Origin of the sequence: Pullulanibacillus pueri, assembly GCF_014639255.1 — a bacterium.
Taxonomy (GTDB): domain Bacteria; phylum Bacillota; class Bacilli; order Bacillales; family Sporolactobacillaceae; genus Pullulanibacillus; species Pullulanibacillus pueri.
Window position 1 is genome coordinate 1 of sequence record NZ_BMFV01000003.1, and the last position, 18,945, is coordinate 18,945.

Here is an 18,945-nt window from a genome sequence, read left to right on the forward strand (position 1 = left end):
AGATTTTTAAGTGGGGATAAAGAGTAGGAGCTTTACTCCTACCCCAACATTTGACTTAGAACCAAATTTTGAAACCCCAGCCATATTGGCTATGTCCTGCATAGTCACTTTTTTTCTGTTCATTATCTCACCTCTTTTACTATTATAACGAGTCTATATTGATTATTTTAAAACGGGTGTCCTATTTTATCGAGTATCATAACATTAATAGGGACTAATTGTTAGCTTTGTTAGCCTTTTTTGTTATGTGGATCATCGATATTTTGGCGGCCTGTTAATATTTTATTGTATTTATCCAGGTGTAAACATTATAAATATTTAAAAAACTGCTTTACTCATCTAGTTTTTATGTTATTATAATTATAAAAATATTTAATAACAAAAAATAACAAAAATACAATTACAGATTCGTTTAAAAAATTTAAGCACTAATGAAAGCGCTAGCAATAATTGTTGTTTGAAAGTTTCAAAGGTCGATCTTTTAATTGCTATGGCCTTGATCTCATACTTGGGATTAAGTTCAATAAAGTTTTGAAAAAAAGGAGGTATCTAGAATCAAAAGTAAAGTTTTAAGTGATGATGGTCTTTAATCCAATGGAAAGGGGTTAAATCAAAAATGAAAAGAAAAATTCTTTTTTCAATGTTATTAGTTTTAATTATGATTTTGAGTACCGCTTGTTCTAGCAAAGAGACAAGTAATGAGTCAGATAGTGATTCAGGAACTGTGAAGATTAGCATGACACTTGGCCAAGGACCAAAGACACCAAATTCTTGGGCTCAGCAACAACTTGAAAGCATTATGTCAGAGAAAACAGGCAAAAAGATAAAATTAGATCCGATCTTTTTACCAACAACCGATCAAAATTCTAAGGTGAATCTTCTTATGAGCGCCAAGGATACTATGCCTGATATTTTATGGTGGAACTCATCGATGCAGCCGGAGTTCAATGACTGGACAAAAGCTGGCGTCCTACAGGATTGGACTCCTCTGCTACAAAAAGAAGGAAAGTCAATTCTCAATTCCTATTCTAAAGATGACATCTTCTATGCTTGGGATGATAAGAGTGAAAAGCTTTATCGTTTTCCAGATGATATTTCAGAACCAGGCACGATGACAACGGTAATTCGTAAGGATTGGTTGGATAATCTTGGACTAGATGTTCCAAAAACATATGATGAATATCTCAATGTATTGCGAGCTTTTACTAAGGATGACCCTGATGGCAATGGGAAAAATGATACTTACGGTCTTGGCGGAGAATACTATTGGCGAGCTTTTGCACCATTTTTCTATTCTCACGGAGTGGATGTAGAAAACTGGCTGAAACAAGATGATGGAACACTTAAGTTTGGTGCGGTAATGCCTCAAGTCAAGGACGTTCTTAAGGATTTACAAGAACTTTATAAAGAGGGTGTTATTAATCCTAAGATGACAACAGAAGCTAATGCTAAGGTTGATGAAGAGTATGCCAACGGTAAGGTGGGTTCCTTATATTACTGGGTAGCGAGCGCCAATCCAAATTATAGTCCAGGACAATCCTTCAAAGCGAAAAATCCCAAGGGAGAGTATCTCCAAATTGATCCGATCATCGGCCCAGATGGATTTGCTTCCGATGTGCCTTCAGGAACGCCATGGTGTTACTTATCTATTACTCAACATGATCAACACCCGGATATTACAATGCAATTGTTAAATGAAATGAATACGCCAGATACTATGCAGCTCATTACATTTGGTGAGGAAGGTAAGGATTACAACCTAAAGGATGGAGCAGCTGATCCGCTCATCTCTCCAGCGGAGAAAGATAAAAAGGGAATAGGGACCTACTGGTATATGACGCGTAAAGACAAGGCAAATCTTGATAACACGACTGCGGTTAATAAATTGTTTGCGGAACGGGAGAAAACCAGTCAACCGATGAGAGACAAAATTGTCTACATTAAGGCCCTTGATCGTCCAGCATGGGATGATTATTCTGGTGACCTTAATAAGCTTCGTGATCAAACGTTCTGGGCCATTATTACCGGCAAGAAGCCCGTTAGTGCCTTTGATGATTTTGTTAAACAGTGGTACAAAATGGGCGGCGATAAGGTAGAAAAAGAAACAAACGACCTCTACAAGGACCAGCAAAAACAACGTGATAAGTTTGACGACTGGTACAAGAAAAACATTGAACCATATAAATAAAAAGTAGATAAGGGAGGGGCATTTCCTAGAGGGTGTGCTCTTTCCTTCCCTACGAGGAATCATAGTAAAGGGGAGAGAAAATGGAACCGACTACCAAACAATCACTATCTGTCCCAGTCAAGCCGAAATCATCAATATGGAAGGATATTGTTCGTGATAAATACCTTTATTTATTGCTTTTACCAGGCATGATTCTACTTATTATATTTAAATATATACCCATGTACGGGGTTATCATTGCTTTTAAAGACTACAATATTTTACTAGGGATCACTAAAAGTGCTTGGGTTGGATTTGAACAGTTTGAAAAATTATTTAGAACTCCTGATTTTTTACAGGTGTTATGGAACACGTTATTAATCAGTCTTTACAAATTGGTGGCAGGCTTTACCTTGCCTATTATTCTTTCACTTTTATTAAATGAAGTTAGAAAAATAGGTTTTAAAAGGGTAACTCAGTCGATTATTTATCTTCCACATTTTATTTCTTGGGTGGTTTTTGCCGGGATAATCACAACTTTTCTTAATCCTGTGGATGGTTTAGTGAATTATATTCTTCAACTTTTTGGGCATGAAGCTATCGACTTTCTTGGTAATTCCCATTATTTTCGTTCCGTTCTTGTTTCAACTGAGGTCTATAAAACAGTAGGGTGGGGAACTATTATTTATTTGGCGGCTATTTCGGGTGTGAATCCCGAGCTTTATGAAGCAGCCATTATGGATGGGGCCAACAAATTTAGACAGATGTGGCATGTGACACTTCCAGCAATTCGTCCCGTGATCATTATTCTTGTGATCCTTAGTCTTGGTAGCATTTTAGAGGCCGGGTTCCAGCAAATCTATCTCCTTTATAGTCCACTAGTATATGACGTTGGGGATGTCATTGATACTTATGTATACCGTGAGGGGATTTTGAATGCCAATTATAGCTTTGCTACTGCAGCTGGGTTGTTCAAATCTATGATTGCATTGATACTTATCGTCACAGCCAATCGAATTGCAAAAAGGTTTGGACAAAGTGGACTATGGTAGGAGGTAAATAAAAAATGATTAGATTAACAAGAGGAGAAAAGATCTTTACAATATTTAATCATTGTTTTCTAATTTTTCTCATGATATTGATGCTTTATCCTGTCTGGTACATTTTTATGGGCTCATTTAGTGATGCCACAAGGGCACAGCAGGGGGGATTCTTTCTCATTCCAGCTGGTTTTTCACTCGATGCTTTTAAAGCGGTACTCACTAATGTTTCATTACTTTCAGGGTTTAAAACTACTCTTATTACTACTGTAATTGGGACAATTATCGGGACGTTCCTTTCGGCTGGAATGGCTTATGCTCTTTCCAAAAATAGGTTGCGTGGTCAATTCATCCTCTCTTTTATTGTGTTATTTACAATGTTATTTAATGGCGGAATGGTACCAACCTATTTATTGGTTAAAAATTTAGGATTACTTAACTCTTATTGGGCTTTGATTTTACCAAATGCTATTGGTGCCTGGAATATCTTTGTTATGATGAGCTTTTTTAGAGGGATTCCAAGAGATTTAGAAGAGTCAGCAAAAATAGATGGGGCCAATGACCTTACCGTGTTTTTCCGAATTGTTCTACCGATATCAAAGCCAGTCCTTGTCACGATCGGTTTATTTTTGGCAGTCATGTATTGGGATGATTTTTTCTCAACAATACTCTACATCACTGACAAAAGTATGTGGCAGTTACAGGCTGTTCTTAATGATGTAATAACCAACACTTCAGAAGCGATGATGAAACAAGGTGTTTCTGTCAGTTATCAACAAAATGTATCGAAGTTTACGATTCAAATGGCCTCCATAGTCGTTGCTACAATTCCAATATTAATCGTCTATCCATTTGTTCAAAAACACTTTGTTAAAGGTGCGATGATCGGATCAATTAAAGGCTAAATTATAGATAATGTTCCTAATAGAAAGCATGAATTCAGATAATTATTTTGATCTTGATTTTGGAAAGTTCAAAGATCGCCTACATAAAGCTGAAAGAAACTATGGATTTAAAGACAGAGATTTTAAGTTTAGAAGGTCCTAACATTTCCATAAAGGCATATCCAATAATCCAGCGTATGATTAATCCTCTTTAGCTTATAATGTACAATGATGACAACTTACTTTCCACAGTTTTATCTTTATATTTCCCCAACTAGGCATTCAAAGGCTTAGGTAGGGGGATTTTTTTATGCATACTTCCAAATTAAATATGAAAAATAACAAAATATCGCACTCTTAAAATTAAAAATATGTTACGATAAGAATAGATAAATGTAAGCGTTGTAAAAACCCGTATAAAATTTACTGAAATATAAGTCAAATAAACATAAGGGAGTAGATTTTTATGCAGCTGGGTGGTTTAACGGGGGTTCTCTATAAAATTTGCGACTGGATAATGAAATTTGCCTATGTCAATTTATTATGGCTATTTTTTACCTTTGTGGGTCTTATTGTTTTTGGGATCATGCCTTCGACGGCATCGCTTTTTACGGTCATCCGCAAATGGATTATGGGTCAAGATGATGTCCCTGTCTTCAAAACGTTTTGGAACAATTATAAAACAAGTTTTATTAAAATTAACATTATAGGCATTATCTTATTTGTGGTTGGTATGGTTCTTTATTTTGATTATTACTATTTCAAAGGGATGACGGGTGCACTATCTAATGTCCTTTTAGTGGTTATGCTTATGATCACCTTCCTGTACCTTTTAGTTCTTTTGTATATTTTTCCGACCTTTGCACATTTTGAATTAACGATCCTACGGTATTTTAAGTACTCGATCATTCTAGCTATCTCTAACTTGCTTTCTACTATTATGATGATAGCCGGTGCGATTATTGTCTATTTTCTCTTTAGAATGGTCCCAGGATTGATTCCATTTTTTGGTGGGAGTGTGTTAGGCTTTGTTTTGATGTGGGCGGCCTATAGAGGATTCGCGAAAATTGAAAGGTTGAGAGAGGCAAAAGAAGAAGAAGAAAAAGAAAAAGAGTCACAAATGAAGGTAGAGGCGTGAAACAAGGAGGAATGGTTTCGTGATTGAGATTGAAGGTCTCCATCATGTCAGTCTTACGGTGACAGATTTGGAAAAAGCAAAGCATTTTTATGGTGAAGTTTTGGGATTGCCTGAGATTAAGCGACCTCCATTTGATTTCCCGGGAGCTTGGTATCAGGTTGGCATGGATCAACTGCATCTCATTGTTTATCCTGAAGCTAAAGCCCTTAGAAAAACAGTGAACATTGACTCTAAGGATGGGCATTTCGCAGTCCGAGTGAAGGATTATAAAAAAACCCTTCACTATTTGCAAAGTCAAAAGGTTGACATTGTTGAAATGCGGTTCAGTACAAGTGGTTTTTCACAAATCTTTTGTGCCGACCCCGATGGCAATTTAATCGAGTTGAATGTTGAGCAAAAAGATCTCAATGTGTAAAAAAGAAAAAGAAATTTTAAGATGAGATTGACTTATATACCTTGATTTAAGTTATCTGTAGCGAATATAATAGAGAAAGTCTAATCATGAGCCTAGAACTTGGGCTCATTTTTACATGGTTTGATTTATTTGATAATTCAGGAAAGGGACGAGTGATGAAAGTGGAGCAAATAGATATTGATTTACTCGATTTATTAGAGAAAAATGGCAGAATGCCGCTCGATATGATTGCCAAAACATTGGATATCAGCATTGAGGAAGTTGAGAAACGCATGGAAAATCTAGAAAATCATCATGCGATTTTAGGGTATTCTGCGATAGCGAATTGGTCGAAAGTGCTAGATTACGAGGGCGTTAATGCCATGATTGATGTGAAAGTGACACCGACCCGAGGTGTTGGCTTTGACAAGATCGCAGAGCGTATTTATCGCTTCCCTGAAGTCAAAGCTGTCTATCTTATGTCTGGAGCTTATGATTTGTCTGTTTCTATTCAAGGAAAAACAATGTCAGAAATCGGCTTATTTGTTTCAGAAAAACTCTCAACGCTTGATTCCGTGATTTCGACGACAACACATTTTATTTTGAAAAAATATAAGCATGACGGGGTTATTTTTAATCCTGATGATGATGATAAACGGATTGTGGTGTCCCCTTGAAAACCTCACGATCTTATCTCTCGACCAAGGCATCTCAATTAAAGCCCTCGGGTATCCGGCGATTTTTTGACCTTGCTTCAACGATGGATAATGTTATTTCGTTGGGGGTGGGTGAGCCGGACTTTGTCACACCCTGGAATGTTATTGAAGCGAGCTACCATTCGCTTGAGCAAGGGTATACCGCCTATACAGCTAATGCAGGCATATTAGAATTGCGGCAATTGATTGCGGATTATTTGTTTCAAAGTTTCCAAGTGAAATACAAAGCAGAAGAAGATATTATTGTAACAGTTGGGGCCAGTCAAGCATTGGATTTAGCCCTAAGAGCCATTATTGACCCAGGCGATGAAGTGATTGTGGTTGAACCGTGTTTTGTCGCTTATGCTCCAACCGTTACTCTTGCTGGTGGCGTTCCCGTTCCACTCGAAACGTTACCAGAAAATGAATTTAAGCTTCAACCGGAGCAAATTGAGGCTCTCGTCACAGAAAAAACGAAGGCCTTGTTAATCTGTAGTCCTAACAATCCAACGGGGACTGTCTTACAGAAAGAGGATTTGAACAAAATTGCTGAAGTGGTGAATCGCCATGATCTCATCGTCCTTTCTGATGAGATCTATGGTGAATTAACTTATGATGAGCCGTACACCAGTTTTGCTTCCATTAGGGGCATGAAAGAACGGACCCTTTTGCTTTCAGGATTCTCTAAGGCTTTTGCGATGACCGGCTGGCGCTTAGGGTATGTTGCTGGTCCTACAGAGCTTATCCAAGCCATGCTTAAAATTCATCAGTACACCATTATGTGTGCCTCAACAATGGCTCAACACGGCGCCATTGAAGCCTTGAAGAATGGGCGGCAAAGCATTTTGGAGATGAAGAAAAGCTATCAGCAACGTAGAAACTTTGTAGTGAATAGTTTTAATGAAATAGGATTAGAGTGTCACCGTCCTGGTGGAGCTTTCTATGTCTTTCCTTCAATAAAACATACTGGATTAACATCTGAAGCTTTTGCTGAGCAACTATTACAAGAAGAAAAAGTAGCGGTTGTACCTGGCAGTGTTTTCGGAAAAGGTGGGGAAGGCCATATCCGTTGCTCATATGCCACTTCTTTAAAACAACTGAACGAAGCCATGAAGCGAATCAAACGGTTTATTGAAAGATTATAATCTTACAGCCGAAAGTGATTTTTCAATATTACCTTTTCAAAGTAAAGAGCACCTGACGTGTTTAGAACATGTGAGGTGCTTTTTATGATGTTTCGACTATAAATCGGCAAGTGTATGCCCTTGCTGTTTCATCTCTTTAAAAGTCGCTTTCCTCAATAGGAGAACAATGAATAGAACGACAGAACATTCAGCTGCTGGAACGGCTAACCATACGCCTGTGATGCCAAAGAGCTTTGGCAGGATCCATAGAAAGCCGATCAAGAGTATGAATCCTCTTAACAAGGTGATGATCATCGACAGCTTGACTTGCCCGATCGACTGATAATAATTCATATAGACAAAGTTGATGCCGATAAATAAATACCCGATAAAGAAGAGACGAAGCCCTTGGACAGCAAGCGTGTGTAATTCTTTTGTCATATCACCGAATAGAGAAACAAGGGGATCCGCTAATAAACAGCCTAAGACAAGGCTCATGATGCCTAAAACCAAAGTTGTTCTTTCGGCAATCTTTACGGTATGGATGATGCGCTCATTCAACTTTGCCCCATAATAGAAACTGATTAAAGGCTGAACGGCTGAGCCTAGTCCAATAAAAGCCATAAGCATCATAGAGTGCAAATAATTTACAATTGAAAAGGCTGAAACGCCTATAGTTCCAGCAGTGGCTACCATAGCGAGATTATAGCCGATGGTGAAGATGGCAAGCCCTATTTCAGAGGTGAAACTTGGAAAGCCAATAGCCATAATCTCTTTCAATAAAGAAACTTGAAAGGGTGCTTTGACCCAGCGAAGGGTGGAGGACTTTCTAAAAAAATGAAAGGCTAGCACTATTATTCCAATGATCTGCGAGAAGACGGTCGCGAAGGCTGACCCTTTTACGCCTAAACCAAATGTAAAAATCAGTATATAATTTAACAGAATATTAAAGGCAGCCATCAATATATTAGCCATCATGGCTAAGTTGGGATTCCCATCGTTTCTCACAAAGACACTAAGCAGGACTTGAATCCCAATAAAGATTCCAAAAATAAGGACGATGGTCATGAAATCCACCACATACGGGAGTGTTTGCTGATTCGCGCCAAGAAGCAGGGCGATATGATCTAAAAAGAGATAACTAATAAAACTTAAAACAGCAAGGACGATAACAACGAACCAAAAGGCATGCGTGAAGATGTCCTGAGCTTTCTTAATATCTTTACGGCCAAGTGACATGGAGTATAAGGCGCCACCGCCAATACCAATTAATAATGAAATTGAAAAAAATAATGAAAATATTGGGGAGGAAATATTGACGCCTGCAAGAGCAATCGGCCCCACAGCATGCCCCACAAATATACCGTCAACGACAACATTCACCGACATTAACAACATCCCTACAAGAGAAGGAATGAGATATCGGAAAAAGATTTTAATGACCGGTTGATTCACTAATTGTTCTTCGATTGTATTGTTCTCCATGTTTATCCCCCCAACATGATTTGTTAAGAGGGATTTTAAACCTTAAAGCCACTTTAAGGTCAAGAGGGGGTTATTAATATAATAAAAAAAGCGCTTTAATGAGTAGCCTAAGAGGTTACTTTAAGGCTTTATTTGAACAGGCACCTGAATCACTGTTACAAAATCATCGGAATTTTGAACGGTCATTTCATCAATCAATGCCAGCTCTATGGCGTCACCATTGACAACATAGCCATTACTGCGAATTTGCCTCAGTAATTCTTTATAAGTGGGAATCATCGAATCATAGGAACCCGTATGTGTCATACACGCATAATCACCTTCAGGAAGGTAAGTGTCAGTTGAAATGTTTTCATCTTCATAATCGTATAAGTAAAAAACACCTGAGTAGACACTTTGATCAATTTTATCCTCAATTAAACTTTCCTTTTTTAAAAGCATCCCAATATCCCCAGAAAAGAATCCTTGGTGGTTCGGAGGCAGTGTTTTTCCGAGCTCACGAATATAGAGGTCGAGTGAATCCCAAATATCAAGCAATGGATCAATGTATATAAGTGAAATAGGGCGTTTGGGAAACATTTGAACTTTCATTGTTTGATCTCGATATAATTGCTGGCCAACAGTCATTGTCGCTATCTTTTGTTCAAGTTTTTTTGCGGCACTTTCTAAGGTATGGATTTCACTTTTCACCTTCTCAAGCTGTTTTTGGAAAAGCATTCGAGTGTTTTCCAAACTTCGCGTGGCCATATGCTTTTGGATATGTCCGACGGGAATCCCTAGCTTCCTCAAAAATAAAATTGTATCCAACAACACAAATTGCTCCGTTGTATAGTAACGATAATGGGATTCAGGATCGGAATGATTAGGACGAAACAACCCGATTTGATCATAATAGCGTAAGGTTGACTGTGGAATATTGAAAATTTTAGCGATCTCACCAATCTGAAAGGATTTTGCCATTTCAAAGCACCTCCAATTTAGGAAAGGGTTAGAGAATATTGTTTATGCATGGTAGAACAAAAGATATCGCGGCTATTATACCATTTATCTTTTTGGATTGTGGGCCATTCTATATGGCTTACGAAGTATAGAAAAAGTTTCATGGCTAGTCATTGTGTGGTGGAGGCTATCAACATAATATGCCTGAGAATCCTGACCGGGCATGCTTTACGCCCGGTTTTTCTTAGTGGAAAAAATAATTAACCATTGTGAAAGCGGATGGTGTCTTTTAAAATGTTTATAATAAGTATTTTTTAAAAATTTAAAAAGAGGAGTGAATGAAATGCTAAATGTCGCGATTATCGGGGTGGGCGCTATTTCCTCCGCTCACATAGACGCTTACCAAGGTTTGTCTGAGTATTGCCATATAGTCGCATTGTGCGACATTTATCCGAAAAAAGCGCAAAAGGCTGTGGAGCAATTTCATTTGAATGCTGATGTGTATGAAGATTATCATGAGCTACTCAAGCGGCAAGATATCGATCTTGTGTCTGTTTGTACACCGCCATATACACATGCCGAGATTGCGATTGATTGCCTCAATGCCCATAAAAACGTGCTCGTTGAAAAACCGATGGCCTCATCACTTGCTGAATGTGATGCCATGAACGCCGCTGCTGAGCAAAGTGGCAAGATCTTATCAGTTGTTGCCCAAAATAGATTCACCACCCCCATGATGAAATTAAAACAAGTTCTTGAAACAGAACTCATGGGACCTATCGTTCATACACAAGTGGATTCCTTTTGGTGGCGCGGCCATAGCTATTATGATCTTTGGTGGCGGGGTACATGGGAAAAAGAAGGCGGCGGCTGTACCTTAAACCATGCTGTACATCATATTGATATCTTCAGATGGATGAGAGGGATGCCTTCAGAAGTGACTGCTGTAATGAGTAACACTTCACACGATAATGCCGAGGTTGAAGATGTATCAGCGGCAATTTTTCGCTATGGAGATGGCAGCTTGGCACAAATCACGAGTTCTGTTGTCCACCACGGAGAAGAACAACAACTGATTTTCCAAGGGAAAAAGGCCCGTGTGTCTGTTCCCTGGAAGGTTAAAGCTTCAACTTCAAAAGAAAATGGTTTTCCAGAAGAGGATAAGGGACTAGAATTAAAGCTAGAAAAGATTTATGACGAGCTACCTGAAGTTGAATTTACAGGACATACTGGTCAAATATACGATGTTTTGCAAGCGATTGCAGGTAAAAAACAGGTGCTTGTTGATGGGAAGGAAGGACGAGAAACCCTCGAATTAATCACAGCAATCTACCAAGCAGCAAGTTTAGGAGAACCGGTTAAGTTACCTCTTAAAGAGGATAGCCCTTTTTACACTAGGAAGGGTGTGTTGGAAAACGCGACTCATTTTTACGAAAAAACGACGAGTCTTGAAGAATTTAAGAGCAATGAGATCACAACCGGTGGAAACTATGAGTGACCTAGATTAAATCATGGAGGTAGAGAAAATGAATAAAGCGGATGGTATGAATTATGCCCCAAAAGGAAACATGAATCGCGTGGTTGATGAAGGAGAGTTTCAATTTGCAGCAATCGGGCTAGATCATGGGCATATCTATGGCATGTGTAATGGTCTTATTGAAGCTGGTGGAGATCTTGCCTACGTTTATGATCCTGATCCAGAGAAGGTGAAGCAATTCGTAGCGGTTTTCCCCAACGTTGCGGTAGCGACTTCCGAGGCTGAGGTTTTAGAACATCCGACCATTAAACTTGTGGCAGGCGCAAGTATCCCTTCTAAGAGAGCTGCCCTTGGTTTAAAGGTATTGAATCATGGCAAACATTATTTTGTTGATAAACCAGCTTTTACCACATTAGAGCAAATTGAAAAAGCCAAACAAAAAGTAGCAGAAACAGGATTAAAATGGGGAGTTTACTATAGTGAACGCCTTCATGTTGAAAGTGCTGTTTTTGCGGGTCAATTGATTGAAGAAGGAGCCATTGGGCGCGTGATTCAAGTCATGGGGACAGGTCCTCATCGAGCCAATGCAGACAGTCGGCCAGAGTGGTTCTTTGATCCCGAGTATTATGGGGGCATTCTATGTGATATTGGCAGTCATCAGATCGAGCAATTCCTTCATTACAGTGGTGCAAAGGATGCAACAGTATTACATAGTAAGGTGGGGAATTACAGCTATCCACAGCATCCCAAATTTGAGGATTTTGGCGATGCCACTCTAGTTGCTGACAACGGTGCAACTTTTTATTTTCGTGTGGATTGGTTTACTCCAGATGGCTTGGGAACGTGGGGAGACGGAAGGGTGACGATCTTAGGAACAGAAGGGTATATAGAAGTGAGAAAATATATCGATATTGCTCGAGACCCTTCAGGTAATCATCTGTACTTAGTCAATAAGGATGGGGAGAGGCATTTTGAACTATCAGGTAAAGTGGGCTTTCCGTTCTTTGGTGCCTTTATCTTAGACTGCTTGAATGGCACTGAGCATGCGATGACACAAGAACATGCCTTTAAAGCAGCGGAATTATGTATTGTAGCTCAGAATCAGGCCGTTCATATTCAAACAACAAAGATGGATGCAAATCAAGCTTGAGGAAGTTTCAACTTTATAAATTTTTCTGTCACTCAACTTTTTAGTGTACAAACAAGAAGAGAATCCTCTATAATGAAGCCAAAAGATAAAATTTATCAGAAACTTCAGATGTAGGTGTAAATTATGGGCAAGCATAAACTCTCAGACGAGCTAGAGAACATATGGTATCATTATAAGCCTCATATATTCATAGGCATTGTTGTGGTAGTAATCGGCATTTATTTTGTTTTCACTATGCTCCACCAGAAACATGAGAAAGTTGATATGAATGTTGTTTTTCTAGGGAATGGGATACAAACTGAGCAACAAGAGAAATTTCAGAAGGGCGCAACACAAAATATTCTTGGAAAATCCCATTCTGATTCCATCATTAAAACGGATTTTTGGCCAATATCAGGAAGCTTAAATGATTCTCAGCAAGGGGCACAGCTGGAGAAATTGATGGCTATGATGTCGACCAAGCAAATCGATGTTCTCGTTACAGATAAAGATGATTTTTTTAATCTTGCTCAACAAGGGGCCTTTTTAAACCTCTCATCATTAAAGCCAGAGTTGCCCAAAGGGACACCTATCTTGGCGGCGGATGTGGTAACCTCAAAGAGTACGGATAAGCAAAGGACTAAAAAAGAGGCTTGCGGAGTCTTAATTTCGGGTAACAAAAAATTAGAAAGCATCGGTTTTAATACCCAAGATAAAGTGTTAGCCATTTTGTCTAACAGTCAGCATGTGAAGGACGCTAGAAAATTTATGACATGGCTATCACAACAGTGAACAAAAATTTTTTTGAACAATGCTTAGTTTACATTTAAATAGGATCTCTTCTACATAATTTAACGCTTTTAGGAAATCCTAATCGAAAAATTATTGTTGGAAGGGGTTTTTTTGTGAGTGATACAACACTTCAAGGTAAAGTCGCCATTGTGACGGGGGCAGGCTCGGGTATCGGAAAAGCTTCTGCCCTTCGGTTGGCACAAGCGGGCGCTAAAGTCGGTCTGATTGATTTGAAGGAAGAAAATGCTGACAAGGTAAAAAAAGAGATCGAAGCCCTAGGTGGAGAGGCGATGGTTACAGATACCGATGTCTCTGATCCTCAACGTGTGGAGGAAAGTATAAATAAAGTTTTCAAAGAATGGGGACAGCTTGATATTGTCTATGCTAATGCTGGGATTAACGGCAAGGTCGCACCCATTGAAGACTTTCCACCTGAGGAATGGGATCACACCTTAACAACGAATTTAAAAAGCACCTTCTTGGCTGTGAAGTATGCGGTTCCGCATATGAAAAAGTCAGGTGGGAGTATTATTATTACAAGTTCGATCAACGGGAATCGAAAGTTCTCTGGATTCGGCATGTCCGCGTACAGTGCATCGAAAGCAGGGCAAATGGCCTTCGGAAAAATGGCCGCCTTAGAATTGGCGAGGTACTATATCCGTGTCAACATTATTTGTCCAGGAGCTATTGAAACGAATATTGGACAAAATACACATCCCGATAAAAAAGAACTTGAGAAGATTAAAATCCCCGTTCATTATCCCGAAGGCAGTCAACCCCTTGAACATAAAGCAGGGAAACCTGAACAGGTTGCCGAATTAGTCCTTTTTCTAGCAAGCGATGCCTCTAGTCATATCACTGGAACAGAGGTATTTATTGATGGCGCAGAATCGTTGTTATAAAGAAAAAATGATGGCTTTTGGTAAATAGGCAACCCCAGAATGCGAGTGCCGCATCCTGGGGTTTTTAACGTGTGAAGAAGTAAAAGTTCAGTTTGTCATCAGAACAGTGTGGCTCTCCGCTCCAGAGCGCTCGCTTTCCTCATGCCCACACGACGTGGGTAGGGTCGGTGTTCGACGCACCATCGGGGTCCCCGAAAAGTGATTTTTACTTTTTGGGGTGGTTGAGGTGCTAGCTTCGACGTTGTCACACGGATGTGACGGTTTTAGTCGAAGTCCCTTAATGACGTGACGATTTTAGCCGCTCGTCCTTAGTGGCCTCAGCTCATTTTGGAATGGTTTATCTGTGTGTTCCAAAGTATTTACGATTAAAAGTCAAAGTCACCTGTTCCTGCATCTGCTCGTATCGCTTCATCGTCAGCTTTCTCGGAACAACTCGAAGTTTACTCGTGAAGTCACGCTGGCCCGTTCCCGAAGGACTCTAGTTTAGGCATCCGTGAGTCAGCGGCGCTGAGGAACACACTTTATATAAGCGTTCCGAATCTCGCGTCTTCCGCTCCAATCCATTTATTGCTGACGGTGCATTTTGGTTAAAAACATGTTAATGCCAACTAAATAAGGACCGGGCACGTTTTTACGCCCGGCTTTTCTTAAAAGGTAAGAAAGAAAATTTCTGGTCATCAGGACAGTGTGGATTTCCGCTCCAGGTCGCTCGCTTTCCACGGGCACGGCCTCAGCTAACTTGGGAATGGTCAATTTGGTTCCCAAGTGGATCTTCGGACACTTGCTGTTCCCGTAGGAGTCTCGCGTCTTCCGCTCCAATCCATTTGATGCTGAGCTACCCTTTGGTAAAAAGCATTTTTATTCTCGACTGGAGAGGAGCAGGTCTCTTTTGCACTTTTTTTCTTATAACGCCAGAATTTATTACTTAACTTAGCGGAAGACCTTATAAGTGCAACTTAGGCTTATCGCATTAAGGCTTGGCGACAAGCCAAGTTTTCTTAACCATTCATTCATTTGTTCTTATGAGAAAGATTATTTCCGATTTAAATTTTAAAAAAATTATTGAAATTCGCAAGAGTTGGTGATAGGATTAAATTATCGATAATCGTTAATGGGATTGGGGGTGTAAAGCATGGAGGGTAATCAACCTCTTATCCAGCATAATTCTATAAGTACACAGGTCTATTTATCACTTAAAAAAGCTATTATTGAAGGCAAATTGCCTCCGGGTGAACGACTTATTGTTCTAGAGATTGCTGATAGGTTTGAAATCAGTCAAGCTCCAGTAAGAGAGGCATTGGAGCGGTTAAAACAGGAAGAATTAATCATTGGCAAGCGTAACAAAGGTTCTGTTGTATCCAATATTTCATCAAAAGAAATAAAGGATATCTTCGTCTTGCGTGAAATGATTGAGGGATTTGCTGTCAGAGAAACGCACCCACAATTAAAGGAAGCGGATTATCGGTATTTAGAAAACACGATTATGGAGATGGGGGAGGCTATTAAACAGAATGAGATGCTAAAAATATTGGAACATGATATGGCTTTTCATGGGTTCTTTTACGAACGGTGTCATAATGATGCTGTATTAGATTTATGGAATCGGATGAAGATAAAAGTGATGCGATTCATGGCGATATCGAATAAGCTCCGTTCTACTGATGGATTAGTTAGAGGCCATCTCGACTTGATCAAAGTCTTGAAGACAGGTGACTTAGAGATCATTGAGGAAAAATTTGTTGACCACATGAAATCTTACAAATTTATTCATTTGGATGAATGAACAAGATCTTGGACGTTGAACCTTCTTTAAAGGGGACATGGGCTTATGCAGAGCACGGAAATTTTGTTCAAAGATGATGATGTTTTGAGCTTGGTAAGAAATCGGCTATTGATTGATTTAGTCACGAGTGACACCAATAAAAAACATAGTTTACAAGACAATTTGTCTTATTTGAAATTAAACTCATCCTTCACTTTTCCAACGCTGGCAGTCCTTGAACCTTCTGGTGCTTTCCGAGATGAGCATGAGAAGCGGACTTTTGCAAAACAAATCCTCGATTATTTAAAGCAGCATGCCGTTGATGATAGTATTGTGTTTTTAGATGAGGAGGGCCATATCGGGATCCTATTTTCCTGGATAGTCAAGGACTTTGTTGAAGCGATTCCGCCCCGTCTTTACCACCATTTCGGTCGAATTGTGAATGTTGGGGTTGGCAAGCCCTGCAATCGACTCACGGATGTGCATCATTCCTATTATCAAGCAGTGACAGCACTCCAAGATAAATTCTATAAGGGGATTGGAAAGACAATCTATTATAGTGATTCCAAATATCGAAAATTAGCCAGCTATCCTGTAAACTCTGAGAGAGAGTTATTCATGCTTATTAAATTTGCGAAAACCTCGGCTGAGATTACTGAGGCTGTTGATCATTTTTATCGTTTTCTTTTACGCAATGGCCTAATTGATAAGCTTTATATTTATGAGCTTACAATCCGATTGTTAGTGGGAATGGAAAAAAGAGTGTTTACTGAAGTAGAAAATGTAAGCGGATACAACAATTTTGAAGTGATGTCCATTTTGAATATGGAAACCTTGCAGGACATCAAAGCGTATGTTTCTGAGCATTTCATTCGATTGTGGGGAGTCATCAAAAGGATTAATAATCAGAGCAGTATTATCAAAAGGATTATTCAGTATATGGAACAGGAATGTCAGCAAGTCACACTCTATAATGTTGCTCAAAAGGTTTATATGACGCCTACATATCTTAGCTCATTGTTTAAAATGAATACCGGCAGAACCTTCATCGAGCAATTAACAGATATTCGGATGGAAAGGGCCAAAGATTTATTAAAAAGGACCAACCTTCGAAATTATGAAGTTGCTGAAAGAGTGGGATATAAGGATTCCAGATATTTTAGTCAAATTTTCAAAAGAAAAGTAGGCATTACCCCTAGTGAATACAGAAAATCAGTAGAGAATTAAGCCATTCGTTAAAAACTGACTTAGAGAAAACTTAGTAGGGAAAAATTCAAACAAAATCATAATTTTATGGCATCGACGATTCCAAGAGCAGATTTGTATGATAAAAGGTGTAAAACGGATCAAATATTTGAGGGAGGTGGATCAATGACATTACATGGAAAGGTTGTTTTTATGACAAATGCCGATGATAATTCAGGAGAAACTTTGATTAAGCGTCTGGCTGATGAAGGCGCTCATTTTATTCTGAACAGTGTCTCTGATGGGAAGGACATTCAAGAGTCTCTCGCTTATTGTCAATCCCAAGGGGTAAAAACAACCGTTGTGAATGTGGATCTTAGCAAAAGTTCTGAAGTGAAAACCATGTTAGAAAGGGTTGCTCCACAAATTGGGACTGTAGATGTGTTTATTCACAATACAAATGTTGTGATCCCAACGAGTGTAGAAACCTGTGATGAGGAAACCTTTCTAAAGGTGATGGATAGGAATACGAAGTCGGCCTTCATTTGTACAAAGGAGGTCGGAAAACAAATGGCAGAGAAAGAGTCTGGAAGAATCATCTATATCAGTTCAATCCATGCCGAAAAACCGACAGGCTCTTCTTTTGTCTATAGCGTGTCCAGAGGGGCGTTGAAGCTGCTTGCTCGAGAATCCGCACTATATTTGGGACGTTATGGAGTCAATGTTAATGCCATTGAACTGGGGCCAATCGATGGAGATGATGAGAAGTTTACGAGTCATATCTCAAAATTATATGATGACTATCAATATAAAGTCCCAAGTACCCGATTAGGGAACGATGATGATTTGGCTGATCTTGTTTTATATCTCGCTTCTGATCACGCAAGGTATATAAATGGAGCAGATATTCGGTTGGATGGCGGTTTTCTGTTGCACTATATGGATCATAAGATGAAAAAGCCGACCGTTCGATCAGAGTCTCATCCAAGTTAGGATGATATCAACTTTTTATGAGAGGAGGAGTCTGATGAACCTTTTAGGAAAAGTGGCCTTGGTGACGGGAGCGGGGACTGGAATTGGTAAAGGGATTGCTATCGAGCTGGCTAAGCAAGGCGCAAAAGTGGGGATCCACTATCACTCTAGTGACGCCGGAGCCAAGGACACTCAACAAAGGATCTCTGAACTTAATGGTGAATCGTTTATTGTAAAAGCAAATGTTATGCGTAAAGAAGAGATCGATCATATGGTCAAAACGGTTGCAGATTATTTTGGAGGTATTGATATTCTCGTCAATAACGCGGCATTACAGTTAAACGTCGAGCTTTTTGATTACGAAGATGAGGCTTACGATCATGTGATGCAGACTAATCTGAAGGGATATTGGCAATGTATACAAGCGGTTATTCCGTATATGAAGGAAAAAGGATCAGGTAGAATCATTAACATCTCATCTGTTCATGGAAAACGTCCCACTGATTTTGATCCTGTCTATGCCATGACTAAGGGTGGGATTAAAATGCTCGTGCGGGAATCGGCCATTGAACTTGCCAAATATGGGATCACGGTGAATGAAATCGAACCTGGAGCCGTCGATGTAGGGAAAGGGAAGCGATCAGAGCCTCGCGATGCGGAGGAGAAGGCTAAGAGGAACGCTGAATTAAGATGGAAATTCCCACTAGGACGGGTGGGCTTACCGGCAGATATTGGCCATATGGCTGCTTATATCGCCTCCGATCAAACCGAGTTTATGACAGGTGCTTCCGTTCGTTTAGATGGAGGAAGTATGCTGTTGTAGGGAATCGGTGAAAAAACAATCAAATAAAGGAGTTAAA

Annotated in this window: 17 protein-coding genes; 15 read left to right on the top strand and 2 right to left on the bottom strand. The window is 39.5% G+C overall.

Annotated features, from left to right (window positions below; translation table 11 throughout):
- Positions 1-616: 616 nt before the first annotated feature.
- The 7 genes from IEV91_RS02975 to IEV91_RS03005 all read left to right on the top strand — a co-directional run bounded on the left by IEV91_RS02975 (position 617) and on the right by IEV91_RS03005 (position 7,463).
- The gene (locus IEV91_RS02975) at positions 617-2,188 is read left to right on the top strand and encodes a type 2 periplasmic-binding domain-containing protein (RefSeq protein WP_188495926.1); all 1,572 of its coding nucleotides are present in this window, start codon (positions 617-619) and stop codon (positions 2,186-2,188) included.
- An 80-nt stretch (positions 2,189-2,268) separates the two neighbouring features.
- Positions 2,269-3,219 (top strand): ABC transporter permease, encoded by a 951-nt coding sequence (locus IEV91_RS02980; protein ID WP_188495927.1) that lies wholly within the window; start codon positions 2,269-2,271, stop codon positions 3,217-3,219.
- Between the two features lie 14 nt (positions 3,220-3,233).
- Positions 3,234-4,112 (top strand): carbohydrate ABC transporter permease, encoded by an 879-nt coding sequence (locus IEV91_RS02985; RefSeq protein ID WP_229745374.1) that lies wholly within the window; start codon positions 3,234-3,236, stop codon positions 4,110-4,112.
- A gap of 445 nt (positions 4,113-4,557) precedes the next feature.
- On the top strand, positions 4,558-5,229 hold the full coding sequence (locus tag IEV91_RS02990; protein WP_188495928.1) for a YesL family protein: 672 nt from the start codon (positions 4,558-4,560) through the stop codon (positions 5,227-5,229).
- Between the two features lie 19 nt (positions 5,230-5,248).
- On the top strand, positions 5,249-5,644 hold the full coding sequence (locus IEV91_RS02995) for a VOC family protein (RefSeq protein ID WP_188495929.1): 396 nt from the start codon (positions 5,249-5,251) through the stop codon (positions 5,642-5,644).
- 155 nt (positions 5,645-5,799) lie between these two features.
- Positions 5,800-6,300, top strand: a complete 501-nt coding sequence (locus tag IEV91_RS03000; protein WP_188496066.1) for an Lrp/AsnC family transcriptional regulator — start codon at positions 5,800-5,802, stop codon at positions 6,298-6,300.
- On the top strand, positions 6,297-7,463 hold the full coding sequence (locus tag IEV91_RS03005; RefSeq protein ID WP_188495930.1) for an aminotransferase: 1,167 nt from the start codon (positions 6,297-6,299) through the stop codon (positions 7,461-7,463). The genes IEV91_RS03000 and IEV91_RS03005 overlap by 4 nt, the downstream gene beginning before the upstream one ends.
- Before the next feature lie 96 nt (positions 7,464-7,559).
- Here the strand turns inward: IEV91_RS03005 and IEV91_RS03010 are convergent, their stop codons facing one another.
- Together IEV91_RS03010 and IEV91_RS03015 are read right to left on the bottom strand one after the other, a co-directional pair.
- Positions 7,560-8,927: an MATE family efflux transporter gene (locus IEV91_RS03010; protein ID WP_188495931.1), complete on the bottom strand. Its 1,368-nt coding sequence runs from the start codon at positions 8,925-8,927 to the stop codon at positions 7,560-7,562.
- 120 nt (positions 8,928-9,047) lie between these two features.
- Positions 9,048-9,887: a MerR family transcriptional regulator gene (locus tag IEV91_RS03015; protein ID WP_188495932.1), complete on the bottom strand. Its 840-nt coding sequence runs from the start codon at positions 9,885-9,887 to the stop codon at positions 9,048-9,050.
- A 322-nt stretch (positions 9,888-10,209) separates the two neighbouring features.
- On the opposite strand from IEV91_RS03015, the gene IEV91_RS03020 reads away from it, so the two are divergent.
- From IEV91_RS03020 to IEV91_RS03055, 8 genes are all read left to right on the top strand, one after another.
- On the top strand, positions 10,210-11,364 hold the full coding sequence (locus tag IEV91_RS03020; protein WP_188495933.1) for a Gfo/Idh/MocA family protein: 1,155 nt from the start codon (positions 10,210-10,212) through the stop codon (positions 11,362-11,364).
- Positions 11,365-11,392: 28 nt separating this feature from the next.
- Positions 11,393-12,493: a Gfo/Idh/MocA family protein gene (locus IEV91_RS03025; protein ID WP_188495934.1), complete on the top strand. Its 1,101-nt coding sequence runs from the start codon at positions 11,393-11,395 to the stop codon at positions 12,491-12,493.
- A gap of 123 nt (positions 12,494-12,616) precedes the next feature.
- Positions 12,617-13,264 carry a hypothetical protein gene (locus tag IEV91_RS03030; protein WP_188495935.1) on the top strand — a complete coding sequence of 216 codons (648 nt, stop codon included), beginning with the start codon at positions 12,617-12,619 and terminating at the stop codon, positions 13,262-13,264.
- 113 nt (positions 13,265-13,377) lie between these two features.
- A complete protein-coding gene (locus IEV91_RS03035; protein WP_188495936.1) occupies positions 13,378-14,166 on the top strand; it encodes an SDR family oxidoreductase in 789 nt (262 codons plus the stop codon).
- A 1,132-nt stretch (positions 14,167-15,298) separates the two neighbouring features.
- Positions 15,299-15,949 carry a GntR family transcriptional regulator gene (locus IEV91_RS03040; RefSeq protein ID WP_188495937.1) on the top strand — a complete coding sequence of 217 codons (651 nt, stop codon included), beginning with the start codon at positions 15,299-15,301 and terminating at the stop codon, positions 15,947-15,949.
- 45 nt (positions 15,950-15,994) lie between these two features.
- Positions 15,995-17,155 (top strand): helix-turn-helix domain-containing protein, encoded by a 1,161-nt coding sequence (locus tag IEV91_RS03045; RefSeq protein WP_188495938.1) that lies wholly within the window; start codon positions 15,995-15,997, stop codon positions 17,153-17,155.
- Between the two features lie 144 nt (positions 17,156-17,299).
- Positions 17,300-18,106 (top strand): SDR family NAD(P)-dependent oxidoreductase, encoded by an 807-nt coding sequence (locus tag IEV91_RS03050; protein WP_188495939.1) that lies wholly within the window; start codon positions 17,300-17,302, stop codon positions 18,104-18,106.
- Between the two features lie 34 nt (positions 18,107-18,140).
- A complete protein-coding gene (locus tag IEV91_RS03055) occupies positions 18,141-18,908 on the top strand; it encodes an SDR family NAD(P)-dependent oxidoreductase (protein ID WP_188495940.1) in 768 nt (255 codons plus the stop codon).
- Positions 18,909-18,945: the final 37 nt, after the last annotated feature.